Origin of the sequence: Pseudarthrobacter sp. NPDC092424 (assembly GCF_044754925.1) — a bacterium.
GTDB lineage: Bacteria > Actinomycetota > Actinomycetes > Actinomycetales > Micrococcaceae > Arthrobacter.
The window spans coordinates 234,691-256,612 of sequence record NZ_JBIVQC010000005.1 but is presented as its reverse complement, the minus strand read 5'-3'; the positions used below and the strand labels follow the sequence as shown (position 1 = coordinate 256,612).

Sequence of the window (21,922 nt, the reverse complement as noted above, 5' to 3'; positions counted from 1 at the left end):
CTACAGCAGCACGGCGGTGACTGCGAGGTCCTTGCCGGCGTAGCGTTCGGCGTCCTGCAGGACCTCGCAGAGCACGCCGAAGGACCGGTCGGCGCGGAACGTGGCCGCCACGAGCCACAGCACGGTGACGGGGGCATTGCCGTTTTCCGTGATGGCGTCCGCAAAATCGTGGAGCGAGTCATTCAGGGCGTCCAGGTTCACGCCGTAGTGCTCCGGGAAGTCCAGGACCTCGCCGAACGTTTCCAGCACCGCCTTCTTGCTGTCCGCAGCCGGAACCACGAGGCTGCGGCGGCCGGCGTCCGCTGCCTGCTCCTTCAGCTCTTCAAGGGTCCAGGTGTCGCCGGAATAAATCTTCATCGTTGTAGCTCAGCTGCCTTCCGCTATGAATCTGAATGATTCGTAATGATCGTCGGTGTAATACTTGTCGCCGCCTTCGCCGGCCACGATGCGGCGGGCGCCGCGGTCCGTTTCTCCAGGCGTCCGCACCGTGTATTCACGGTAGTAAGCGGGCGCCTTTCGCGGCAGGATCCGCTCGAAATTGCCGAACGCCTGGTCGTCCTGCGTGTAGCGGTACGGCCCGCCCTCACGGATCAGCGCCAGGACCTCCCGGCCCTCCGGCGGCAGCGCCGACTCGCGGATCTCCGGCAGGCCCGAAGGATTGGCGACGCCGGCCGGCGCCGCCGCGCCGCCGGTGGCGGCCGTCGTCGGCCTTTCCGCCGTCAGGCCCGGCAACCCCGGTAATCCTGTGCCGCCCAGGGCAAGGAACGCCACGACGACGGCGGTCACCAGCAACGGGACGATGGAACGGTTGCGCACGGTAACGCCGGCCTACGTGCGGTAAATGTTGATGGCGAACGCCTCGAGCAGGTCCCGCTCGCCTGAGGCAACCCTGCTCCCCTGCCGCATCTCATGCAGCGGGGAGGTGGTGAGCCGGAGTTCAAACATCCGGCGGGATGCAGCGTCGCCGGGAACCGCCGGAAGCGTGAACTGGACATCCTCGGTGCCCCCGTTGACCACCACGAGCCCAGCGAGGCCTCCGTCGTCCGAACCCAGCAGAAGCTGTACTACGCGGTTGGCCGGGTCATTCCAGCGTTCCATGGACATGGGCTTCCCGTCCTGGCCGAACCAATGCAGGTAGGACTGCTCATCCCGGACCGGGAAGTCGTGCGGCTGGGCGGCCAGGAATTCCTTCCGCAGCCGGATATACCGCTTGGTGCTGCGCAGCATCTCGTGGGATTCCGGGGTGCGGGTCCAGTCGAGCCAGGCGATCGGGTTGTCCTGGCAGTACGCGTTGTTGTTCCCCTGCTGGGTGCGGGCAAGTTCGTCCCCGGCGGTGATCATGGGCACGCCCAGGGAGATCAGCAGCGTGGCCATCAGGTTGCGGCGGGACTGGGCACGCCTGGCCAGGATGTCACCGCCCTCTGTGGGGCCTTCCACGCCGTGGTTGTAGCTGCGGTTGTCCCCGTGCCCGTCCCGGTTCTGCTCGCCGTTGTCCTCGTTGTGCTTCCGGTCAAAGGAGACCAGGTCGTTCAGGGTGAAGCCATCGTGGGCCGTGATGAAATTGACGGACGCCAGCCGCGACCTTCCCGAGGGCTGGAACAGCGCAGCGGAACCGGAGAGCGAATCGGCCAGCCGGGCAATGGAGCCGCCCTGCCCGCCGGATTCCAGGGCGGCGCGGTCAGCGAGCCAGAAGGAACGGACGGAATCCCTGAAGTGGTCGTTCCAGTCCACCCAACCGCCCGGGAACCTGCCCGTCTGCCAGCCGCCGTAGCCCACGTCCCACGGCTCTGCGATCAGCTTGACGTCGGAGAGGACCGGATCGGCGGCGACGGCCACCAGGAAGGGGTGCCGCGGATCAAAGTCGTTCGCGGCGTTGCGGCACAGTGTGACCGCCAGGTCGAAGCGGAAGCCGTCGATGTGGAACTCATCCACCCAGTAGCGCAGCGAATCCAGCACCAGCTGGACAACCCGCGGTTCGCCGAAGTTCAGGCTGTTGCCGCAGCCGGTGGTGTCTACGTACCTGCCGTGCCCGTCGGTACGGTAGTACTTGTCCTCGCCCAGCCCGCGGAAGCTCATGGTGGGCCCGTCCGGGCCGCCCTCGGCCGTGTGGTTGTAGACCACGTCCAGGATCACTTCGATGCCGGCCGCATGCAGCAGCTTGACCATGCCCTTGAACTCGTCCTGCACAGCCTGGGGGCCGCCATCCTGTGCCGCCTGCGTGGCATAGCCAGGATGCGGGGCGAAGAAGGCAGCCGTGTTGTAGCCCCAGTAGTTGGTCAGGCCCAGGTCCTGCAGGTGCGGTTCGTCCAGGTGGAAGTGCACCGGGAGCAGCTGCACCGAGGTGATGCCGAGCCCCTTGAGGTGCTCCACGATGGCAGGGTGTGCCATGCCGGCATACGTACCGCGCAGCTCCTCGGGAACGTCCGGGTGGAGCATGCTTTGGCCGCGGACGTGCGCTTCGTAAATGATGGTGTTCCGCCATTTCACGCGCGGCCGTTCGTCGCCGCCCCAGTCGAAGGCGCTGGCCATCCGCACGCTGGTCAGGAACCCCTCGCGCTGGTCCACCGCCCGGCCGTAAGGGTCCAGCAGCAGGGGCTGCCCGCCGTCGTCGTCAATGTCCCGGGTGGGAACGGCGACCGGGAGGGACTCCTTCGCCGCAGCCTTCCGGAACCCGTAGCGGGAGCCGTACGGCAGGTCCTCCACGATCCCGTGGTGGACCCCGTGCGTGACATTGGGCAGGGCCTGGACCCGCCAGTCTCCGCCCGGGGCGATGTAGACGATCTCCAGGCTCTCAAGGCCCGGCGCGTAGCAGGCCACGTTTGCCCGGCCGCCCGCGTGGTGCCGGGTCCCACCCGAATCCCCGCGCGGCACCGTCACCCCGAGGGGCTGGGCCGTGGAGGAATCGATGGTGGAAGCGGTGTCGAAGAGCGGCATGACCATGGGCGCAGCTATGTGGTGGCGCGCTGGCGGGAAACCTCGTACAGCGAGATGCCCACCGCCATCGACGCGTTCAGGGACTCCATGGCGGAATCGATGGGGATCGATACGATCTGGTCGCAGTTCTCCCGCACCAGCCGGCTGAGGCCCTTGCCTTCGGAGCCAACCACAATGCACACCGGCTCCGTGGCCAGGGTGAGGTCGGGCAGCGAAACGTCGCCGTCGCCGTCGAGGCCCAGGACGTAGATGCCCATCCCCTTGAACTGCTTCAGGGCGTTGTTGAGGTTGGACGCGCGTGCCACCGGAACGCGGACCGCCGCACCGGCGCTGGTCTTCCAGGCGGATGCGGTGACGCCCACGGAGCGGCGCTCCGGAACGATCACGCCGTGCCCGCTGAAGGCGGAAACCGAGCGGATGATGGCGCCGAGGTTGCGTGGATCCGTGATGCCGTCAAGGGCCACGAAGAGCGGCGCGTTGGCGATGTGCCCCTTTTTCCACTTCTCCACCGTTTCCTCGGCGAGCTCGTAGGCGTCCTGGTAGTCGTACGGCGGAATCTGCAGGACCAGGCCCTGGTGGACGGCGTCCTCGGTCATCCGGTCCAGCTCCGGTTTGCCCGTTTCCAGGAGCGGGATGCCGCGTTCGGCCGCGAGCTTCAGGGATTCCTTGACGCGGTCGTCCATTTCGATCCGGATGGCCACGTGGAGCGCCTTGGCGGGGATGCCGGCGCGCAGCGCCTCCACGACGGAGTTGCGGCCCGTGACCATTTCCTCGGTGGCGCGGCCCTTGGGGCCGGACTTCGAGGCGCCCGCGCTGCGTGCACCGGTGCCGCGTTTGGCGGCCGAGCGTTCCGCGAGCTGCTTGGCCTTGTGTGCCTTGTGGTACGGGCGGTCCTCCGCCTTGGGCGTGGGGCCCTTGCCTTCCAGGGCCTTGCGGCCATGGCCACCGGTTCCGATGGTTGGGCCCTTCTTCGCTTTGACCGATCGGCGACCATTGTTGGCCATGTGTTCCACCCTTGATTGTGATGACTGAGTCTGGCTACAAGTCTACGCAACCCGATGAAATCGCCGGACCCGGCCTGAAACTGGCCTCAGTCCCGCTTCAGGCTCCACGTTGCACCGTCCGGACCGTCCTCAACCACGACGCCGGCCTGCTTGAGTGTGTCGCGGATGGCGTCGGAGGCGGCCCAGTCCTTGGTGGCGCGGGCCTGGGCGCGGGCGGCCAGCTGGGCTTCCACCAGGACATCCAGCGCGGCAGTTTCGGGGCCGCCGCCGGCCGGGCCGGCGGCTGCAGCGTCGAGGCCAAGGACGCGGGTCATGGCCTGTACCTGGCGGAGCGCATCACTGGCGGCCTCCAGGCTGCCCTCGGTCAGGGCGGTATTGCCGGACCGGACGGTGTCATGGAGGACGGCCAGCGCCTGGGGCACATTCAGGTCGTCATCCATGGCGCGTTCGAACGGTTCGGGGACCTGGCCGGAGGCGTCCGACGTACCGTCCGGCAGCGCACGGACGGCGCGGCTGATGAAGCCGTCAATGCGTTCGACGGCGGCTGCGGCCTCCTGCAGGGACGTGGGGCGGTAGTCCAGCACCGAGCGGTAGTGCGCCTGCCCGAGGTAGTACCGCACCACCCGGGGCGATGCGAGCTGGAGCATTTCCGCAGGGCTGATGGTGTTTCCGATGGACTTGGACATCTTCTCGCCCTGATAGGTCACCATGCCGTTATGCATCCAGAAGCCGGCGAACGGGTGCCCGGCCGCCTGGGACTGGGCCATCTCGTTCTCATGATGCGGGAACCGCAGGTCCAGTCCGCCGCCGTGGATGTCGAACTCGGCGCCGAGGTATTTGGTGACCATGGCGGAGCATTCCAGGTGCCAGCCCGGGCGGCCGGTGCCCCACGGGGAGTCCCAGCCCGCCGTCGTCGGCTCCCCCTCCTTGTGGCCCTTCCAAAGGGCGAAGTCGCGCGGGTCCTTCTTGCCCCGGGGGTCAGCGTCCGGGGCCGCCTGCATGTCATCAATGTTCTGGCGCGTGAGCGAGCCGTATTTGGCCCAGGAGCGGACGTCGAAGTACACGTCCCCGGAGCCGTCCGTCGCGGCGTAGGCGTGGCCGCGGTCGATCAACTGCCGGATGAGGGCGTGCATTTCCGGGATGTGGCCGGTAGCCCGGGGCTCATAGGTGGGCCGGGAGACGCCCAGGGTGTCGTAGGCCTTCAGGAATTCCTGTTCGTAGCGGTACGCCAGCGCCCACCACTCCTCCTCGCGGACGGCGTCCTGGCCCGCTTCGAAGCCGGGGCTGAAGGATTCGGCTGACTTGGCCAGGATCTTGTCGTCAATGTCCGTGACGTTCCGGACCACCGTGACCCGAAGGCCCCGGTACTGCAGCCAGCGGGTGAGCTGGTCGAAGGCAATGGCGGAGCGGATATGGCCAACGTGCGGCATCCCCTGCACCGTGGCCCCGCAGTAGTACAGGCTGGCCTTGCCGGGGACGAGGGGGACGAAGTTCCGGACTTCGGCGGAGGCGGTGTCATAGAAGCGCAGGGTCACCGCTCCAGATTAGCCGATGGTGCCGGGCGCACTGCGGGGTGCCTGCTGGCCTGCGGGTTCTGCCGTTGCCGCCGGATACACGAGCGCGGTGGCTATGGCAGAGATCCCTTCTCCCCTGCCGGTGAAGCCCAAACCGTCGCTGGTGGTGGCTGTAACACTGACGTCGGCGCCTGCGGCTTCGCTGAGGATCCGGCGGGCCTCCTCCCGGCGGGGCCCGAACTTGGGCCGGTTGGCCACCAGCTGCACGGACACGTTGCCTATCTCGAAGCCGGCGGCCCGCACAATCCGCGCGGCCTCTGCCAGGAGCGCGGTGCCGGACGCCCCCGCGAACTCCGGCCGGTCCGTGCCGAAGTGCGTGCCCAGGTCCCCGACCCCCGCGGCCGAAAAGAGGGCGTCGGCCGCAGCGTGCGCCACGGCGTCCCCGTCCGAGTGCCCGGCCAGGCCACGCTCCCCTTCCCAGTGCAGTCCTGCAAGCCACAACGGACGGGGGTCGCCGTCCGGGGCGAAGGCATGGACGTCGATCCCAATGCCGGTGCGCGGCAACACCGCCACCGCTAACCCTCCACCCAGCGTGCGCCGAGCGGCCCCTCGAGCAGGCCTTCGGCAAAGATCAGGTCCAGCGGGGTGGTGATCTTCAAGGACTGGATGGAGCCGCGGACCGTGTAGACGGGAGTGCCGAGCATCTCCACGAGCATGGCGTCGTCCGTCACTGCTGCTGCCTGCCCCGGTTCCAGGTCCTGGGCCGCGTGGTGCGCGTGCCGGAGGGTTTCCACCCGGAACCCCTGCGGCGTCTGGACGGCGCGCAGCTCTTCGCGGGGTGCAGTGCCGGTAACCACTTCGGGTGCTACCGCAGCGTCCGGCCCCTGCGTGGGAGCCACAGTCTTGACCGTATCCACCACGGCGACGGCGGGGATCACTGCTGCGGCGCCGGCGGCCAGGGCATCAGCGACGCGGTGGAAGACCGCTTCGGGCGTCAGCGCGCGCGCCGCGTCATGGACCAGGACGGCTTCGATCCCGTCCATCAGGGCCTCAAAGCCGGCCCGGACGGAGTCGGCCCGGGTGGCGCCGCCGTCAACAACGCTCAGCAGCGGGCCGCCGTCGGCCAATTCCTCCTGGAAGTCCGCGCAAAGCTTCCGCAGCGCATCGTCCCCGGCAGGAAGCACCACGCAGACCTGGCTGGCCGTCCCGGACGAAACAATGCCGCGCAGGGCATGCATCAGGATGGGCTCTCCGCCCAGCGGCACGGCGGCCTTGGGCATGCCGTAGCCCAGCCGTTGCCCGGAACCTGCTGCTACGAGAATCACCGCTGTGACCAGGCGGTTGGGTGTTTCAGTCATGGGCACAAGCCTACGTCCCCGGGAGGTAGCCGGCCCCGCCGGCCGCAATTGGGCAAAAAGAAGCCCCGGCGGCACTGTGTGTGCCACCGGGGTTCAATTCTTAGGAAGCCAGGACCTCGTCGAGAACGCTTGCAGCCTTCTCCTCGTCGGTCTTCTCGGCCAGCGCCAGTTCTGAAATCAGAATCTGCCGTGCCTTGGCCAGCATTCGCTTCTCGCCTGCGGAAAGGCCCCGGTCGTGATCCCGGCGCCACAGGTCGCGGACAACCTCGGCCACCTTAATGACGTCACCGGAAGCAAGCTTCTCCAGGTTTGCCTTGTACCGGCGCGACCAGTTGGTGGGTTCTTCGGTGAACTCGGCACGGAGAACGTCAAATACGTGCTCCAGGCCTTCCTTGCCCACTACGTCCCGGACCCCAACAAGGTCAACGTTTTCTGCTGGAACTTCAATGGTCAGATCACCCTGGGCCACCTTGAGCTTGAGATACATTTTCTCTTCGCCCTTGATGGTGCGCATCTTGATTTCTTCAATCTTCGCAGCACCGTGGTGAGGGTAAACTACTGTCTCGCCGACCTCAAATACCATGTGGACATTTCCCCTTTCCCGCAGACCAGTTTATCACGATTCAGGCATATGCCCGGCCGGGTGAAGGCCCTGGAACCGCGAAAATACGCGGAAAATGGGCACAATTGGCACCCTCCACCCCCTTGACGAACGCGGATAATAGTGCATGCGACGGGTGCTGCCAAGGAGGATGTGACGGCCCGGAATCCTTGATTGGCCTGGTTTGCCGATAGGCTATGCGTGATTAATGTTCCAACCCTCTCAAGGAGTACGTGACGTGCGTTTCACTGCGACGACCCGGGCCCAGCGCGGCAAACTGGCATTGACGGCTGCCGCTATCGGCATGGGCCTGCTGACGGCAGGCTGCAGTTACATCACGCCCCAGCAGACCACGCACCAGTACTCCTCCTCGGACGGCATCCGTGCTGACCTGGGCCCCCTGAAGCTGCGGAACATCCTGGTCGTTTCCGCCGGTGAGGACCAGCCCGGCCGCCTGATCGGCGCCGTTTACAACGAATCCTCCAAGGATGTCACGCTGAAGATCAGCGGTGCGGAGGGTTCGGAGGCCGAGGTTCCGGTCAGGGCCAACTCCTACACGCTCCTGAACGACACCGCCGAGGAAGTCATCCTGGACACCACCGGCGGCATCCCGGGATCCCTGGTGGACATGGAAGTCAGCGAGGACGGCACCAACGTCAGCAACACGGTTAAGGTGCCGGTGCTGGACGCCACGCTGGAGGAGTACAAGGAGTACCTGCCGGCCGGCAGCGAGCCCACCGAGCCGGCTGCGCCGACCGCGGCGCCCTCCGAGAGCGCTGCTGCGGGCCACTAGGACACACCGGGCGGAGAGACGCCTGCATAGGGAAGGGGAGGGGCCGGCGGCCCCTCCCTTTCCCTATGCCTGTGCAGTCACTGCTGCCGGCCCCGTTGCTACGGCTCGAACTTATAACCCAGCCCGCGCACCGTCACCAGGTACCGCGGCGCCGAAGGATCCGGCTCGATCTTGCCGCGCAGCCGCTTCACATGGACATCCAGCGTCTTTGTATCCCCCACGTAGTCCGAGCCCCACACGCGGTCGATCAGCTGCCCGCGCGTGAGGACCCGCCCGGAGTTGCGCAGCAGCATCTCCAGCAGTTCGAACTCCTTGAGCGGAAGCAGCACCTGCTCCCCGTCCACGCTGACCACGTGGCGCTCGATGTCCATCCGGACCGGGCCGGCCTGGACCGTGGCGGAGACCAGCTCCTCGGGCTCGCCCTGCCGGCGCAGCACCGCCCGCACCCTTGCCACGAGTTCCCGGGAGGAATAGGGCTTGGTGACGTAGTCGTCGGCCCCCAGTTCCAGCCCCACCACCTTGTCGATCTCCGAATCCTTGGCGGTCAGCATGATCACCGGCACGGAAGAACGCTGCCGGAGCTGGCGGCACACCTCAGTCCCGGACAGGCCGGGCAGCTGCAGGTCCAGGAGCACCAGGTCCGCGCCGTTCCGGTCAAACTCGGTGATGGCTTCCAGCCCGTTGTCCACCACCTGCACCTCGAATCCCTCTTTGCCCAGCAAATAGGACAAGGGATCGCTGAACGATTCCTCGTCCTCGACAATCAAAATCCTGCTCAAGCGCTGGCTCCTCGTTTTTTCGCGCCGGCGGCGCTGGATACTTGGGTTTTGATGGGTCCGGCATTGGCCTGCTCGGGGGGACCGGCTACGGCTTCCGGTGCCGGCGGCAGGAGTTCGGCCGCTTCCTGCCCTTCCATCTCCGGCAGGCGGAGGGTGAACGTAGAGCCCTGGCCCGGCTGGGACCAAAGGGTCACTTCCCCGCCGTGGTTGGAGGCCACGTGCTTGACGATGCTCAGGCCCAGCCCGGTGCCGCCGGTGTGCCGCGACCGGGCCGAGTCCACCCGGTAGAACCGTTCAAAGACGCGTTCCTGGTCCTCGGCGCTGAGGCCCTCCCCCTGGTCAGTGACCGAGATGGATACCAGCCCGTCCCTGGTCCGGACGCCGATGCCTACCCGGGTGTTGGGCGGCGAGTAACGGATGGCGTTGTCGATGAGGTTCCGCAGGGCTGTGACCAGCAGGTCCTGGTCCCCGAACACCGTGCCTTCGGCACGGCCACCGACCACGATGCTGATGTTCTTGCTCTCCGCCGGCAGCTGGGAGCGGTCCACCGCCTCGGCGATCACGGCGTTCACATCCACGGGACCGCCCTGCTGCGTCACGCTGGCGCCCTGAAGGCGGGACAGTTCGATGATGTCCTGCACCAGAGCAGCGAGCCGGCCGGACTCCTTGTGCATGCGCTTGGCGAAGCGGCGGACGGCCAGTTCGTCATCGGCGGACGATTCGAGCGCCTCGGCCAGCAGCGAAATGGCCCCCACAGGGGTTTTGAGCTCGTGGGACACGTTGGCCACGAAGTCATTCCGGATTTCTTCGGTGCGGGTGATCTCGGTACGGTCGTCGGCCAACAGCAGGATGTATTCCTCTCCCAGCACCGCGGCCCGGACCTGGACGACGATGGTCCCCTGGCCCAGCGGACCGCGCGGCAGTTCGAGCTGTTTCTCCAGGATCACGCCGTCCCGCCGGACGCCCGCTGTCATGTCCAGCAGTTCCTTGTGCACGACGGTGTGCCCGCGGACCAGCCCGTAAGCGTACGCCGCCGGGCTCGCCCGGACCACGCCGTCTACCGCGTCAACAACCACGAAAGCACGCCCGACGACGGCAAGCACCTCGGCGGCCCCGGCGGGCAGCGAGAGCTCGTCGGAGCCGGCGTCGAGGATTTGGCGCTGTTTTTCACTGACCCGGTAGGCCAGCACGCCGAAGGTGCCAAGCGCCAGGCCAACCAGGCCGGCCACCAAGCCGATTAGCATAGGATCCACAGGTCCACCTTATGCGCTGAAATTTGCCTTACCGGCGAGTCAGGCCCGCCCGGGCCGACGGTTCAACTAACGTTCATCTGCAAGGACTTAACCGTTTACCGCATACTGGCAGGGTAACGAGTTGGAGTGCCTAACGGCGATACGATTCCTGCCGCCGTGGTCACGGCCGGTGGGAGTTCCGAAGAAAGGACGCCCACGTGCGTAAGGTTTTTCAGGAAGAGCTCACCCAAGTCGGTGACCAGCTGGTGGAAATCTCCCGCCTGGTCAGCGAAGCAATGGAGAAGGCGACCACCTCGTTCCAGGTAGCGGATGTGGATCTTGCCCAGGACGTCATTGCTGCCGATGCGCGGATCGATTTCCTCCAGAACAGCCTGGACGAGCGCGCCATCGACATCCTCGCGCTGCAGGGCCCCGTGGCCAGCGACCTCCGGATGCTCGTTGGATCGCTCCGCATGAGCGCCTCCCTGGAACGCATGGGTGACCTCGCCCGGCACATCGCCCAGCTGGCCCGCCTCCGCTACCCCTCAACGGTGATTCCCGCCTCCATGACAGAGACGTTCAACCGCATGGCTGAACTGGACCAGGAAATCGCCGACAAGCTCACCGTGCTGCTGGAGACCCGCGACCTGGAGGTGGCCCGGGACGTCCTCAAGGCCAACACCGCCATCAACGACCTGCACCTGAGCGTTTTCAAGGCCATTGCAGCTCCCGAGTGGAACGAGTCGCCCGCCACCACCGTGGATGTTGCCCTCGCCAGCCGGTACTTCGAACGCTTCGCGGACCACGGCGTCTCCGTCGCCCAGAAGGTGACCTACCTGGTCACCGGCGCATGGCAGCCGAACGGCACCGAACACAGCTAGCCCCTCGGGGACAGACGACGGCGGGCTGGCCACCTCAGGTGGCCAGCCCGCCGTCGTCTGCGTTAGCGCCTTATTTCTTGCCCTGGTTGGCTACGGCCAGGATGGCCTGTTCCGCGGCTTCAGGGTCCAGGTAGGTTCCGCCGGGGTTGACGGGCTGGAAGTTTTCGTCGAGGTCGTACACCAGCGGGATACCGGTGGGGATATTCAGGCCGGCGATGGCTTCGTCGCTGATGCCGTCCAGGTGCTTGACCAGGGCACGCAGCGAATTGCCGTGCGCGGTGACCAGGACGGTTTTTCCGGCCTTCAGGTCTTCCTTGATGTCCGACTCCCAGTACGGCAGGAGCCGGACCAGCACATCCTTGAGGCACTCGGTGCGCGGGAGGGCGTCGCCGAGATCCGCGTAGCGGGGATCGTGGGCCTGGGAGAACTCGGAGCTGTCGTCCAGGGGCGGCGGCGGGGTGTCGTAGGACCGGCGCCACTCCATGAACTGCTCCTCACCGTATTCAGCGAGCGTCTGTGCCTTGTCCTTGCCCTGCAATGCGCCGTAGTGGCGTTCGTTCAGGCGCCAGTCCCGCTTCACCGGGATCCAGCCGCGGTCAGCCTTGTCCAGGGCTATGTTGGCGGTGTTGATGGCGCGCTTGAGCAGCGAGGTGTAGAGCACGTCCGGCAGAACGTTGTTCTCCACCAGCAGCTCACCGCCGCGTGCTGCTTCCTCGCGGCCCTGGTCGTTCAGGTCGACATCCACCCAGCCGGTGAACAGGTTCTTGGCGTTCCATTCGCTGTGGCCGTGGCGCAGCAGAATCAGCTTGTAAGTCATGATTTTCATCCTAGCCGAGCAGTTACGGGCGTTGCCGGGCGTTACGCCGCTGCGGCGGGGCCCCGCGATAAGGTGGCACGGTGGTGCAGAAGGCTGAACGGGTGCAGGGCGGCCATGGCCGACCGGTGGGGAATGTTACCCGCGGCACCACCAATCCCAACCGCATGCGGCGGGTGGACCGCTGGGTGACGGGACCGCAGGCCTGGCGCCTTCGTACAGCGGCTGACCCGCTGGTAGTGGACCTGGGCTACGGCGCGACGCCGGCCACCGCCGTCGAACTGTATACCCGGCTGGCCGCAGCGCGGCCCGACGTGCGAGTGTACGGCATCGAAATTGAACCAGAGCGGGTCCGGGCCGCGCGTCCGCTCGAACGCCCGGGCCTGAGCTTCCGGGTGGGTGGTTTCGAGCTTCCCGTCGCCGGACGGCCGGTCCTGGTGCGCGCGTTCAACGTGCTGCGGCAGTATGAGGAGGCGGACGTCGCCGGGATCTGGCAACTGGTGCAGGGACGGCTCGCGCCGCAGGGGTTGTTTGTCGACGGAACCTGCGACGAGATCGGCCGCCGCGTGGCGTGGGTGGCGCTGGACTCCGAACGGCCGCTTTCGCTGAGCGTCTCCGTCCGGTTCGGAAGTTTCGGCCTGCCGTCAGAGGTTGCGGAGCGGCTGCCGAAAGCGCTCATCCATCGGAACGTTCCGGGGGAACCGGTCCACACGTTCCTGCAGGCCATGGACCGTGCGTGGCTGGAGTGCGCCCCGCTGGGCGCCTTCGGCAACCGGCAGCGCTGGCAGGGAATGTGCCGGTCCCTTCGGGACGCGGGCTGGCCGGTCCAGGATGGACCGGCGCGCTGGCGGCTCGGGGAACTGACGGTGGCCTGGGAGGCCGTGGCGCCGCGGGGTTAGCAGGCACGGGCGGGCAGGGGTTCCTTGGGCGGGCGTGGAGCCCAGGGAGCCGGTGGCCCCTACCAGGGGCCGTACGGCCCCATGTTCCGGCTGCCTCCGCGGCCCGCGTCCTTGACGGCCGGGCGAACATCGGCGAGGTAAACCGAGGCGGCGACGACGGCGGCCAGGCCGAACAGCCCCAGCGTGCCAAAGATGCCTGAGCTGCTGCTGAGCAGCGAAATGACGCCGATCAGCGCGGCACCACCGGTCAGCGCCAGCCAGAATCCCTTGGTCCGCTTGCCCGTGGCCTCGAACGCGTTGGCCCGGTGCCGGGCGCAGTCAACCAGCGCCCAGAGTTCCAGCCCCACCGCAACCACGGCAAGGACCAGGAAAATCGTCCGCTCAACAAACCCAATCATCGAATCAACGTCCACGGGACAAGCCTAGCCGTCCAGCCGGTCCAGCGCCTGCTTCAGGTCCGCCCACAGGTCCTCGACGTTTTCGATGCCTACGCTCAGCCGGACCAGGTTCTCCGGGACGCTTTGCGGCTCCGCGGTGTGGCGGCGCCGGCGTTCAATGAGGGACTCCACTCCGCCCAGGGAGGTGGCCGGGAGCCACAGGTCCACCGCCCGGACCAGCCGGTCCGCCGCTTCGGCCCCGCTTTCTCCGCCTGCCGGAGCAAGTTGGATGCACACGATGGAACCGAAGCCGGTCATTTGTGCCTTCGCGCGCTCGTGGCCCGGGTCCCCGGGCAGCCCGGGGAAGCGCACGGACTCGATCCGCTCTTCCCGGCTCAGCCGCTCGGCGAGGACCATGGCGGACGCCTGGGAACGCTCCACGCGCAGGGCCAAGGTCCGCAGGCCCCGGAGCGCCAGCCATGCTTCGAAGGGACCGGCGATGGCGCCGTGGATGGTGCGGTGGTGCAGCAATGCCGAGCGGATGTCCGGGTTGCTCGTCACCAGGGCACCGAGGACGACGTCGGAATGGCCGGCCAGGTACTTGGTCACCGAGTGGAGGACGACGTCGGATCCAAGCTTGAGCGGCTGCTGCACCAAAGGGGTGGAAAAGGTATTGTCCGTGACCACGATGGCGCCGGCGGCGTGGGCGGCTTCAGTGAGTGCGGCGATGTCGGCGATTCCCAGCATCGGGTTGGTGGGGCTTTCCAGCCAGAGCATGGCTGCAGCCCGCGAGTCCGGACCGGCAGGCGCCAGCGCCGCCTTTACAGCGGCGGTGTCCGAAATATCAACGGTGCGCAGTTCCAGGGCGCCCTTTTGCGCCAGTTCGGTGGCCATCACCAGGGAGCCGGCGTAGCTGTGCGTGGGCATGACCAGCACTCCCCCGGCAGGGATCAGGGACAGGGCCGAACTGACGGCGGCCAGGCCGGAGGCGTACAGAAGCGCGGGCAGTTCGGCACCCTCCAACTGGCCGAGCGCCTCCTCGAACGGGTCCCACGTGGGGTTGGAGTATCGCCCATAGCCGCGGTCGCCGTCGGCCAGCGGTCCGGTGCCGAAGTATGTGGAGGACAGGACGATCGGCGGGTTTACCGGCTGGTCCCGCCCGCGGGCGGGACGACCCGCGGCAACCACCACCGTCTCCGCGGACAGGGCGGCGGCATGCTGTTCGGAAAGACTCATGCTGACAGAGTACTGTCCGGTCCCGGCAGGCCGGAAAGCGATGACAGGCCGCGGCACTTACCCACAGCGGGTCCCGGAAAGTCGGTCCGGATCGGTAGGCTTTAGAAGTGAGCACATCAAGGGCCGGACTCTTCATCGCGTTTGAAGGCGGCGACGGCGCAGGCAAGTCCACCCAGGCTGCCCGGCTTGCTGAAACGCTGGAATCCCGGGGCCTTTCCGTCCTCCGAACCCGCGAGCCGGGCGGCACCCCCATCGGTGAGAAGCTCCGCTCGCTGGTGCTGGACCACGGCCATGGCCACATTGACGCCCGCACCGAGGCCCTGATTTTCGCCGCGTCGCGGGCTGCGCATGCCGAGCAGGTCATCCGGCCGGCGCTGGAACGTGGCGGAATCGTGCTGACGGACCGTTACATCGATTCCTCCGTGGCTTACCAGGGAGCCGGCCGCGGCCTGGGGACCGGGGCCGTCCGTTCCCTGAACGAGTGGGCGACCTCGGGCCTGGAACCACAGCTGACGGTCCTGTTGGATGTGGAGCCCGGGGTAGGCCGCAGCCGCCGCACCGCCGGGGACGCCGCCGAGGACCGGATGGAGTCCGAGGCCGACGACTTCCACGCGCAGATCCGGGCCGCCTTCCTGAAGCTTGCCGAGGACCGCCCGGAGGCCTATCTGGTGCTGCCCGCCCGTCTTCCCGTCGAGGAGCTGGCCGGGCGAATCCTGGCGCGGGTGGACGCCCTCCTTGACCCGGACCGGGGAGGCAGCGCGTGACCGTATGGGATGACCTGCAGGGCCAGCCCGCCGTCGTCGGCCAGTTGCGCCAGGCGTCCAGCGGCGAAGGGCTGACGCACGCCTGGCTGTTCACCGGCCCGCCCGGATCCGGCCGTTCGAACGCTGCAAAGGCGTTCGCTGCGGCGCTGAACTGCGACCAGGAGGACGTCACCCGCCGCGGCTGCGGAACCTGTGCCGCCTGCCTGACGATCCTGGGCGAAACACACTCGGACGTGACCTTCGTCCGCACGGAGAAGGTCACCATCACCATCGACGAGGCCCGTGAACTCGTGGCCACTGCCGGCAACCGGCCCTCGTCCGGCCGCTGGCGCATCATCGTGGTCGAGGACGCGGACAGGATGGCAGAGCGGACCACCAACGTGCTGCTCAAGGCCATCGAGGAGCCCACGCCGCGGACGGTGTGGATGCTGTGCGCGCCGTCCCCGGCGGACGTCCTGGTGACCATCCGGTCGCGCTGCCGCAGCGTGGCGCTCCGGTTGCCGCCGGCGTCGGACGTGGCTGCCCTCCTGGTTAAGCGCGACGGCGTGGAGCCCGCTCTTGCTGAACGCGCGGCGCGCGCGGCGCAGAGCCATGTTGGAATTGCCCGGCGCCTGGCGCGCGACCCCGACGCCAGGGCCCGGCGCCTGGAGACCGTCCGCTTCCCGCTGGGACTGCGCGGGGTCACCGCGGCCGTGATGATGGCCGAGAAGCTGGTCAGGATCGCCACCGCGGAGGCCACCAGCTCCAACGAGGAACGGGACGCAGCGGAGAAGGCGGCGCTCCTGGCCACCCTTGGCGCACCGGAAACCGGCACCCTGCCGCCGGCCATGCGCAGCCAGGTAAAGCAGTTGGAGGAAGACCAGAAGCGGCGCGCCAAACGGTCCATCACCGACTCACTGGACCGCACCCTGACGGATCTGCTGTCTTTTTACCGCGATGTGCTGGTCATCCAGCTCGGGAACGCCGTTGAACTGGTGAACGTTGAGCTGAGGAGTGAACTCGAAGAGTTCGCCGGACGCTCCACGCCCGAAGCCACGCTCGCCCGGATGGACGCCATCAACAAAGCCCGCGAACGCATCACCACCACCAACGTTGCACCGCTGTTGACCATAGAGTCCATGGCAGCCAGCCTGATCTGACCTTCCAAGGAGACCCGATGACTGCCCGTCCATCCGCCGCACGGCACCGATTTCCTGCCGGCGGCGCCAACGGCCGCGCCCGGGCGGGCCGCCCCCTGCGTGCCGCGGGGGTCCTGGCGCTGACCCTGGTGCTGGCGTCGTGCAGCCTGCTGGGCGGCGGGGAGGACCGGGCGGAACCGGCCACGGCCAAGGCCGACCCGTCGATCGTGGCGGGCGCCCCCGAAGGCCTGGAGGAGTTCTACTCCCAGGAGGTGGTATGGGAGCCCTGTGAGGAAGACTTCCAGTGCACCCAGGTGACCGTTCCCATGGATTACGGCAACCCCGACGGCGAGACCATCCAGATCGCCGCACTGCGGGCCCCCAGCACGGGAAAGAAAAAGGGAAGCCTTCTGGTCAACCCGGGCGGTCCGGGAGCCTCCGGATACGACTTCGTCAAAGACGCAACGCTGACGCACTTTTCCCAGCCTGTGCGCGACGCGTACGACCTGGTGGGGTTCGACCCCCGCGGCGTGAAGCGGTCGGCGCCCGTCAAGTGCATGACCGATGCCGAACGCGATGCAGCGCGGGCCAAGATCTACGACCTCGACACTGAGGCCGGGCTTGCGGCCGCGCTGGCCGACAATAAGGCGATCGCCGCGCAGTGCAGGGAGCAGACGGGCCCGTCGCTGGCGCACATCGATACGGAGAGCTCGGCCCGGGACCTGGACATCCTGCGTGCCGTGGTGAACGATGCCAAGCTGAACTACCTGGGCTACTCCTACGGGACGTTCCTGGGTTCCACGTACGCGTCACTGTTCCCGGACCAGGTGGGCCGGATGGTGCTGGACGGCGCATTGGACCCCTCCATCAGCAACGAGGAACTGACCCGCGGACAGGCCCGGGCGTTTGAAAAGGCCATCCGGTCCTACGTGGCCGATTGCCAGCGGCAGGACGGCTGCCCGCTGGGCGGTGACGTGGATTCCGGCGTCCAGTTGATCCGGGACCTGATCAACGGCATCCAGCAGAACCCGCAAAAGGCCAAGGATGGCAGGCTGGTCAATGCCACGACGTTCGTCAGCGGCCTGATCACGCCGCTCTACAATGACGAAAGCTGGCCCGCCCTGACCCAGGCGATCGAGGCTGCGCTGGACGGGGATGTCAGCCTCATGCTGCGGCTGGCAGACATCGGGGCCGACCGGTCCTCCAACGGCACCTACACCTCCAACTCCACGTTTGCCTTCAATGCCATCAACTGCCTGGACTATCCCATGGAGGCCGACGCCGGGGCCATGCGTGCCGAGCAGCGGCGCCTCATGCAGGACTCACCCACGCTGGGCTACTTCTTCGCGTACGGCGGTGCCAACTGCGCCGACTGGCCGTACGAGAACGTCCGGACGCCGGCCCCGGTGGAGTACACGGGCGATTCCCCGATCGTTGTCATTGGCACGACGGGCGACCCGGCCACCCCGGTGGAGTGGGCGGCATCCCTGCGCAAGCAGCTGGGGAACGCGGTGCTGATGACATGGAAGGGCGAGGGCCATACCGCCTACGGCCGGTCCAATACCTGCATCGAGGACCCCGTCGACAACTACCTGGTCAATGGAAAGGTGCCTGCGGACAACACGGTCTGCTAAGCCTTCCGGGCCGGGACAGGGCCCCATTTTGACCCGGGCGCCGGGACTCTATTACAGTTGTCTCTTGCATGAACGGCCCGGTTCCGCCGGCAAATTCACGCGGTGCTTCCTTAGCTCAGTCGGTAGAGCGTTTCACTCGTAATGAAAAGGTCATCAGTTCGATTCTGATAGGAAGCTCGGGATAAACCCCGGACAGCCCCTAGCTCCAGGGGCTTCCGGGGTTTTTCGCTGGTTAAACTGCAATTACGGGCGACCCCAATGCCCCATGGAGAGTTTCACCCCCTGGACACCTCCAGTTGTCCCTCTTGCCACTCCAGGCACCTATGTTGGATCGCACCCTCACCGGGCTCCCGATCAAGCACCTGGAGTGACATGAAGATGAAACGCATCCTGGCGGTTACCGCAATCGCCGTCGCCACCCTCACGGCCGGAACGTCTGCTGTGGCCACCAGCGGGCAAACGCTCAAAGGTCTCACGCCGGAAGCGGAAGCCTTTAGCAAAGTGGACCGCAACACGCAGTGGCAGCAGGTCCAAAAGCTCAAGCTGGACTTCCCCACCTTCCACCCGCAGGGCATGTCCCTCGTCGGCGACAAGATCTTCCTGAGCAGTGTCGAGATCATCGAACCGACCGTGCGCTATCCCTCCCCCGTCGACGGCTACGACCGCAGCACGGGCAAGGGCCGCGGACACGTCTTCGTCATTGACCGCCAGGGGAAACTGCTCAAGGACATCGTCGTGGGCGAGGACACCGTCTACCACCCCGGCGGCACGGACTTCGACGGCTCCAAGCTCTGGGTGCCCGTAGCCGAATACCGCCCCAACAGCCGCTCCATCGTCTATACCGTTGACCCGGACACGTATGAGGTCAAGGAAGAGTTCCGCCAGTCAGACCACGTCGGCGGGGTCGTGGCGGACCGCAAAACCAACCGGATCAGCGGCGTCAGCTGGGGTTCGCGCAAGCTCTTCACCTGGAACGGCGAGGGCAGGCTCCTGGGCACCCAGGCCAACCCCAGCCACTTCATCGACTACCAGGACTGCGAGTACGCCGGGGTCGGTCACCAGCTCTGCTCGGGTGTCACCAACCTCAAGACTGCTGACGGGAAACCGTTCCAGTTGGGCGGCCTCGCCCTGACCGACCTCGCAACCGCAGACATCGTCCACGAGGTGCCTTCCCAGCTGTTCTCCACGGCCGGGCACTCGATGACCCGCAATCCGGTGGCCCTGGAGTCCGACGGCGACGTCCTGCGCATGTTCGCCGCACCGGACGACGGCGAAGAAGTCGCTGGAACTGAGCTCTTCGTATTTGAAGCCCGCCCCTGAGGCGAAGCACATCCGGGCGCGTGTTCGGAAGCCGGTTCAACGGCTTCCGCACCCGCGCCCACTCCCGCTGAAGGTAGGAAGAAGAACCTAAACGGCGCCGGCTGGACCCGTTTCACCCCAATTCCGCTTGGCTCATCCGTAACTGCAGTGGCGTCGCAGCACCTCACGTTCACCCTCGCGTCAGGCACGATCCACCTGCCCGTCCCCTGCGATACAGGGGACGGGCACAGGATGGGCAGGTCCATCCCCAAGACATCACGCTGGAGAACCCAACCATGAAGTACACCAAGCTGCTGACCGCAGCCGCCCTCACCGCCGGCCTGGCAATGGGAACATCCCTCCCGGCCCACGCCGCGGACCTCAACCCCCACGGTACCGCGAACCACTTTGACCTCCAGGCCCACCGCGGCGGGCTTGGCCTTACGGTTGAATCAACCCTCGCTTCCTTCGCCAAGGGCCTTGAGGTGGGCGTGAGCACGCTCGAGCTTGACCTGCAGATCACCAAGGACGGCCGCGAGGTAGTCACCCACGACCGCAAAATCAGCGGCCTGAAGTGCAAGGACACGGCACCCGTCACTGCCGGGGACCCCGACTTTCCCTACGTCGGCAAGTACATTAAGGACCTGACCTTCGCCCAGGTCCGCACGTTGGACTGCGGCTCACAGACGCTCGCCAACTACCCGGGCCAGCAGGCTTCGGCCGGCGCGAAGATGCCCACCCTTGCCGAGGTCTTTGATCTGGTGAACAGCTACCGCGCCAGCCAGGTGAAGTTCAACATCGAGACCAAGGTCGAAGCCGGCGCCCCCGAGCAGACCGCTCCCCGTGAACAGTTCGTCGACGTAGCATTGCGTGAAATCAAGGCAGCCCACATGGAGCACCGTGTCTCCATCCAGAGCTTCGACTGGGGCGCACTGCGCCTGGTGCAGGAACGCAATCCCAACATCCGTACCGTCGCCCTGACCAACAAGGACTTCCTGCAGGCGGGCAAGCCCGGAGCATCACCCTGGCTCGGCGGCATCGATTCCGACGACTTCGGCGGTGACCTGGTCGAGGCCGCGTCCTACCTCGGTTTCGACGCTATCTCCCCGGTCCACGGAACGCCCCAGAACGGCAAGGTCACTGACGAAGGCTACGTCCCCTACGTCACGGCTGACATGGTGGAGCGGGCCCACGCCAAGGGCATGCAGGTGGTCCCCTGGACCATCAACGACCAGCCGACCATGCGCGCGCTGATGGACGCCGGCGTGGACGGCATCATCACCGATTACCCCGACCGCCTCCGCGAGGTCGTCGCCGAGCGCGGGCTGAAACTGCCAAAGCAGTACTCGCTGTAGCACCCCCAGAGCGCCGCAGGGCCCCTGTTCCGCAGACCGGAGCAGGGGCCCTGCCGGTATCCGCCACGGAGGGTGCACGGCCGGGGCCTATGATGGCGTTCATGGATGATGCGGCGCTGGCGGAGATCGCCAATAGGCTGTATGCCCTGCCGCTGGATGACTTCATCACCGCCCGGGCGGCCGCGGCGAAGGAAACTGCCGGAAAGGACAAGCCGCTTGCCGCGGCGGTCCGTGCGCTGCCAAAACCATCTGTGGCCGCGTGGGCGGTAAACATGCTGGCGCGCCACGAGCCCGTGGTGTTGGATGACCTGGCTGAAGTGGGCGACCGGATGCAGGCGGCCCAGGCGTCCCTGGACGCCGCCACCCTCCGCGGATTGGCCCGGGAGCGCCGGTCACGGCTTTCCGCTGCGGCGGATACCGCACGGAAGGTGGCCGAGGAGCACGGCCGCGCCGTCAGCGATGCCATGGCCGCCGATGTCGAGGAAACGCTCCGCGCACTAACGGCGGACCCGGGCGCTGCCGTTGCGGTCCGGAGCGGCAGGCTGTTGAAGACGCTTACGGCCGACGGCGTGAACGCCGTTGATATCGAGGGGTCGGTGGCGGTCCCCTCCGTCCTGCCGTCGGCGGACAGCCGCCGCGTGCCTGCGAAGGAACATCCGACGCCGTCACCCACCAGGCGCGACAAGCCCGCCAAGCCACGGCTTCAGGAGAGTCCGACGGCGGCCCCCACCACGAGCGGCAGGCCCGCCAAGCCGCGGCTGGAGGCAGTCCGGCAGGCGCCGCGGCCGCCGTCGCCCAGTGCCCTTGAGAAAGCCCGGGCCGCGCTGGCGGAAGCCCGAGCAGCCGAAGAGGATGCGGCTGGCCGCGCGGCGGAACGGCGGAGCAATGTTGAGGAGACGCGGGACCGTGTGGCGGCCCTGCAGGAGGAGACGGCGTCACTCCGAAAGCGACTCAAGGCAGCCGACGAGGAACTCGAGCACTCACGCCGCATGCTGGGCGACGCCGCCGCAGAAGCAAAACAGGCGGCACGTGCGGCGGATAAAGCCGCACGTGCCGCCATGCTTGCGCAGGAGCGGGTGCTCCGGTTGGGCAACACGCGGGACTGATTCCTCGGAATGTCAGACCCTGGTTGCACACTGGATTTATGGAGAACCAATCCGTACAGGAATTTCACGTCACGTACTTCGACGCCGACTGTGGCCGCGCCCGCTCCGAGGTTTTTGACACCTTGGCCGAGGCCGAATGCTTCGCCAGCCGGAACTGCCGCGGCCAGGACGGCTGGGCCGTGATCGACGCCGTTCCGGTGGAGCGGGGGCGCGTCGCGGCCTAG

23 protein-coding genes and 1 tRNA gene are annotated in these 21,922 nt (G+C 67.1%); 11 read left to right on the top strand and 13 right to left on the bottom strand.

What is annotated here, in order from left to right:
* The 8 genes from ACIQCN_RS10340 to ACIQCN_RS10305 form a co-directional block, all read right to left on the bottom strand.
* The gene (locus tag ACIQCN_RS10340; RefSeq protein WP_400606971.1) at positions 1-357 is read right to left on the bottom strand and encodes a barstar family protein; all 357 of its coding nucleotides are present in this window, start codon (positions 355-357) and stop codon (positions 1-3) included.
* Between the two features lie 9 nt (positions 358-366).
* A complete protein-coding gene (locus ACIQCN_RS10335) occupies positions 367-816 on the bottom strand; it encodes a ribonuclease domain-containing protein (RefSeq protein ID WP_400610763.1) in 450 nt (149 codons plus the stop codon).
* Positions 817-828: 12 nt separating this feature from the next.
* A complete protein-coding gene (gene glgX, locus ACIQCN_RS10330) occupies positions 829-2,940 on the bottom strand; it encodes a glycogen debranching protein GlgX (RefSeq protein WP_400606967.1) in 2,112 nt (703 codons plus the stop codon).
* An 8-nt stretch (positions 2,941-2,948) separates the two neighbouring features.
* Positions 2,949-3,938 (bottom strand): 23S rRNA (guanosine(2251)-2'-O)-methyltransferase RlmB, encoded by a 990-nt coding sequence (gene rlmB, locus ACIQCN_RS10325; RefSeq protein WP_400606965.1) that lies wholly within the window; start codon positions 3,936-3,938, stop codon positions 2,949-2,951.
* A gap of 86 nt (positions 3,939-4,024) precedes the next feature.
* Positions 4,025-5,473 carry a cysteine--tRNA ligase gene (gene cysS, locus ACIQCN_RS10320; RefSeq protein ID WP_400610762.1) on the bottom strand — a complete coding sequence of 483 codons (1,449 nt, stop codon included), beginning with the start codon at positions 5,471-5,473 and terminating at the stop codon, positions 4,025-4,027.
* A 9-nt stretch (positions 5,474-5,482) separates the two neighbouring features.
* On the bottom strand, positions 5,483-6,025 hold the full coding sequence (gene ispF / locus ACIQCN_RS10315; RefSeq protein WP_400606962.1) for a 2-C-methyl-D-erythritol 2,4-cyclodiphosphate synthase: 543 nt from the start codon (positions 6,023-6,025) through the stop codon (positions 5,483-5,485).
* 2 nt (positions 6,026-6,027) lie between these two features.
* Entirely contained in the window at positions 6,028-6,810 is a 783-nt protein-coding gene (ispD, locus tag ACIQCN_RS10310; protein ID WP_400606959.1) for a 2-C-methyl-D-erythritol 4-phosphate cytidylyltransferase, read from the bottom strand.
* 100 nt (positions 6,811-6,910) lie between these two features.
* Positions 6,911-7,393 (bottom strand): CarD family transcriptional regulator, encoded by a 483-nt coding sequence (locus ACIQCN_RS10305; RefSeq protein ID WP_011690592.1) that lies wholly within the window; start codon positions 7,391-7,393, stop codon positions 6,911-6,913.
* Positions 7,394-7,649: 256 nt separating this feature from the next.
* Between ACIQCN_RS10305 and ACIQCN_RS10300 the strand changes: the two genes are divergently transcribed.
* A complete protein-coding gene (locus tag ACIQCN_RS10300; RefSeq protein WP_400610760.1) occupies positions 7,650-8,204 on the top strand; it encodes a hypothetical protein in 555 nt (184 codons plus the stop codon).
* Positions 8,205-8,302: 98 nt separating this feature from the next.
* Here ACIQCN_RS10300 and ACIQCN_RS10295 read toward each other — a convergent pair whose 3' ends face one another.
* Positions 8,303-8,983, bottom strand: a complete 681-nt coding sequence (locus ACIQCN_RS10295; RefSeq protein WP_400606954.1) for a response regulator — start codon at positions 8,981-8,983, stop codon at positions 8,303-8,305.
* Complete coding sequence (locus ACIQCN_RS10290) at positions 8,980-10,227, bottom strand: sensor histidine kinase (RefSeq protein ID WP_400606991.1); 1,248 nt, start codon at positions 10,225-10,227, stop codon at positions 8,980-8,982. The genes ACIQCN_RS10295 and ACIQCN_RS10290 overlap by 4 nt, the downstream gene beginning before the upstream one ends.
* 206 nt (positions 10,228-10,433) lie before the next feature.
* Here ACIQCN_RS10290 and phoU point away from each other — a divergent pair, with 206 nt between their 5' ends.
* Complete coding sequence (gene phoU, locus ACIQCN_RS10285; RefSeq protein ID WP_400606951.1) at positions 10,434-11,096, top strand: phosphate signaling complex protein PhoU; 663 nt, start codon at positions 10,434-10,436, stop codon at positions 11,094-11,096.
* A gap of 70 nt (positions 11,097-11,166) precedes the next feature.
* Here the strand turns inward: phoU and ACIQCN_RS10280 are convergent, their stop codons facing one another.
* Positions 11,167-11,913 carry a phosphoglyceromutase gene (locus tag ACIQCN_RS10280; protein WP_400606949.1) on the bottom strand — a complete coding sequence of 249 codons (747 nt, stop codon included), beginning with the start codon at positions 11,911-11,913 and terminating at the stop codon, positions 11,167-11,169.
* An 80-nt stretch (positions 11,914-11,993) separates the two neighbouring features.
* Between ACIQCN_RS10280 and ACIQCN_RS10275 the strand changes: the two genes are divergently transcribed.
* Complete coding sequence (locus ACIQCN_RS10275; protein WP_400606946.1) at positions 11,994-12,809, top strand: class I SAM-dependent methyltransferase; 816 nt, start codon at positions 11,994-11,996, stop codon at positions 12,807-12,809.
* Positions 12,810-12,868: 59 nt separating this feature from the next.
* On the opposite strand, the gene ACIQCN_RS10270 is transcribed toward ACIQCN_RS10275, so the two are convergent.
* Both ACIQCN_RS10270 and ACIQCN_RS10265 read right to left on the bottom strand, forming a co-directional pair.
* Entirely contained in the window at positions 12,869-13,207 is a 339-nt protein-coding gene (locus tag ACIQCN_RS10270; RefSeq protein WP_400606989.1) for a DUF2516 family protein, read from the bottom strand.
* 24 nt (positions 13,208-13,231) lie between these two features.
* Positions 13,232-14,422, bottom strand: coding sequence for a trans-sulfuration enzyme family protein (locus tag ACIQCN_RS10265; protein WP_400606944.1), 1,191 nt, complete (start codon positions 14,420-14,422; stop codon positions 13,232-13,234).
* A gap of 107 nt (positions 14,423-14,529) precedes the next feature.
* Here ACIQCN_RS10265 and tmk point away from each other — a divergent pair, with 107 nt between their 5' ends.
* From tmk to ACIQCN_RS10225, 8 genes are all read left to right on the top strand, one after another.
* A complete protein-coding gene (gene tmk, locus ACIQCN_RS10260; RefSeq protein ID WP_400606943.1) occupies positions 14,530-15,186 on the top strand; it encodes a dTMP kinase in 657 nt (218 codons plus the stop codon).
* Positions 15,183-16,325, top strand: a complete 1,143-nt coding sequence (locus ACIQCN_RS10255) for a DNA polymerase III subunit delta' (protein ID WP_400606940.1) — start codon at positions 15,183-15,185, stop codon at positions 16,323-16,325. The genes tmk and ACIQCN_RS10255 overlap by 4 nt, the downstream gene beginning before the upstream one ends.
* A 17-nt stretch (positions 16,326-16,342) precedes the next feature.
* Complete coding sequence (locus ACIQCN_RS10250; protein WP_400610758.1) at positions 16,343-17,938, top strand: alpha/beta hydrolase; 1,596 nt, start codon at positions 16,343-16,345, stop codon at positions 17,936-17,938.
* Between the two features lie 104 nt (positions 17,939-18,042).
* Positions 18,043-18,115: transfer RNA gene (locus ACIQCN_RS10245), tRNA-Thr, on the top strand.
* 195 nt (positions 18,116-18,310) lie between these two features.
* On the top strand, positions 18,311-19,258 hold the full coding sequence (locus ACIQCN_RS10240) for a DUF6454 family protein (protein ID WP_400610756.1): 948 nt from the start codon (positions 18,311-18,313) through the stop codon (positions 19,256-19,258).
* A 275-nt stretch (positions 19,259-19,533) separates the two neighbouring features.
* The gene (locus ACIQCN_RS10235) at positions 19,534-20,592 is read left to right on the top strand and encodes a glycerophosphodiester phosphodiesterase (protein WP_400606933.1); all 1,059 of its coding nucleotides are present in this window, start codon (positions 19,534-19,536) and stop codon (positions 20,590-20,592) included.
* Between the two features lie 101 nt (positions 20,593-20,693).
* Positions 20,694-21,698, top strand: coding sequence for a hypothetical protein (locus ACIQCN_RS10230; RefSeq protein ID WP_400610754.1), 1,005 nt, complete (start codon positions 20,694-20,696; stop codon positions 21,696-21,698).
* Positions 21,699-21,736: 38 nt separating this feature from the next.
* Positions 21,737-21,922 (top strand): hypothetical protein, encoded by a 186-nt coding sequence (locus ACIQCN_RS10225; RefSeq protein ID WP_400606927.1) that lies wholly within the window; start codon positions 21,737-21,739, stop codon positions 21,920-21,922.

Coding starts and splice junctions, on each gene's coding strand:
- ACIQCN_RS10340 (WP_400606971.1), bottom strand. CDS start 357: ATGAAGATTTATTCCGGCGACACCTGGACCCTTGAAGAGCTGAAGGAG.
- ACIQCN_RS10250 (WP_400610758.1), top strand. CDS start 16,343: ATGACTGCCCGTCCATCCGCCGCACGGCACCGATTTCCTGCCGGCGGC.
- ACIQCN_RS10235 (WP_400606933.1), top strand. CDS start 19,534: ATGAAGTACACCAAGCTGCTGACCGCAGCCGCCCTCACCGCCGGCCTG.
- ispD (WP_400606959.1), bottom strand. CDS start 6,810: ATGACTGAAACACCCAACCGCCTGGTCACAGCGGTGATTCTCGTAGCA.
- ACIQCN_RS10265 (WP_400606944.1), bottom strand. CDS start 14,422: ATGAGTCTTTCCGAACAGCATGCCGCCGCCCTGTCCGCGGAGACGGTG.
- ACIQCN_RS10305 (WP_011690592.1), bottom strand. CDS start 7,393: ATGGTATTTGAGGTCGGCGAGACAGTAGTTTACCCTCACCACGGTGCT.
- ACIQCN_RS10225 (WP_400606927.1), top strand. CDS start 21,737: ATGGAGAACCAATCCGTACAGGAATTTCACGTCACGTACTTCGACGCC.
- ACIQCN_RS10280 (WP_400606949.1), bottom strand. CDS start 11,913: ATGACTTACAAGCTGATTCTGCTGCGCCACGGCCACAGCGAATGGAAC.
- ACIQCN_RS10290 (WP_400606991.1), bottom strand. CDS start 10,227: ATGCTAATCGGCTTGGTGGCCGGCCTGGTTGGCCTGGCGCTTGGCACC.
- ACIQCN_RS10240 (WP_400610756.1), top strand. CDS start 18,311: ATGAAGATGAAACGCATCCTGGCGGTTACCGCAATCGCCGTCGCCACC.
- rlmB (WP_400606965.1), bottom strand. CDS start 3,938: ATGGCCAACAATGGTCGCCGATCGGTCAAAGCGAAGAAGGGCCCAACC.
- ACIQCN_RS10270 (WP_400606989.1), bottom strand. CDS start 13,207: ATGATTGGGTTTGTTGAGCGGACGATTTTCCTGGTCCTTGCCGTGGTT.
- ACIQCN_RS10230 (WP_400610754.1), top strand. CDS start 20,694: ATGGATGATGCGGCGCTGGCGGAGATCGCCAATAGGCTGTATGCCCTG.
- glgX (WP_400606967.1), bottom strand. CDS start 2,940: ATGGTCATGCCGCTCTTCGACACCGCTTCCACCATCGATTCCTCCACG.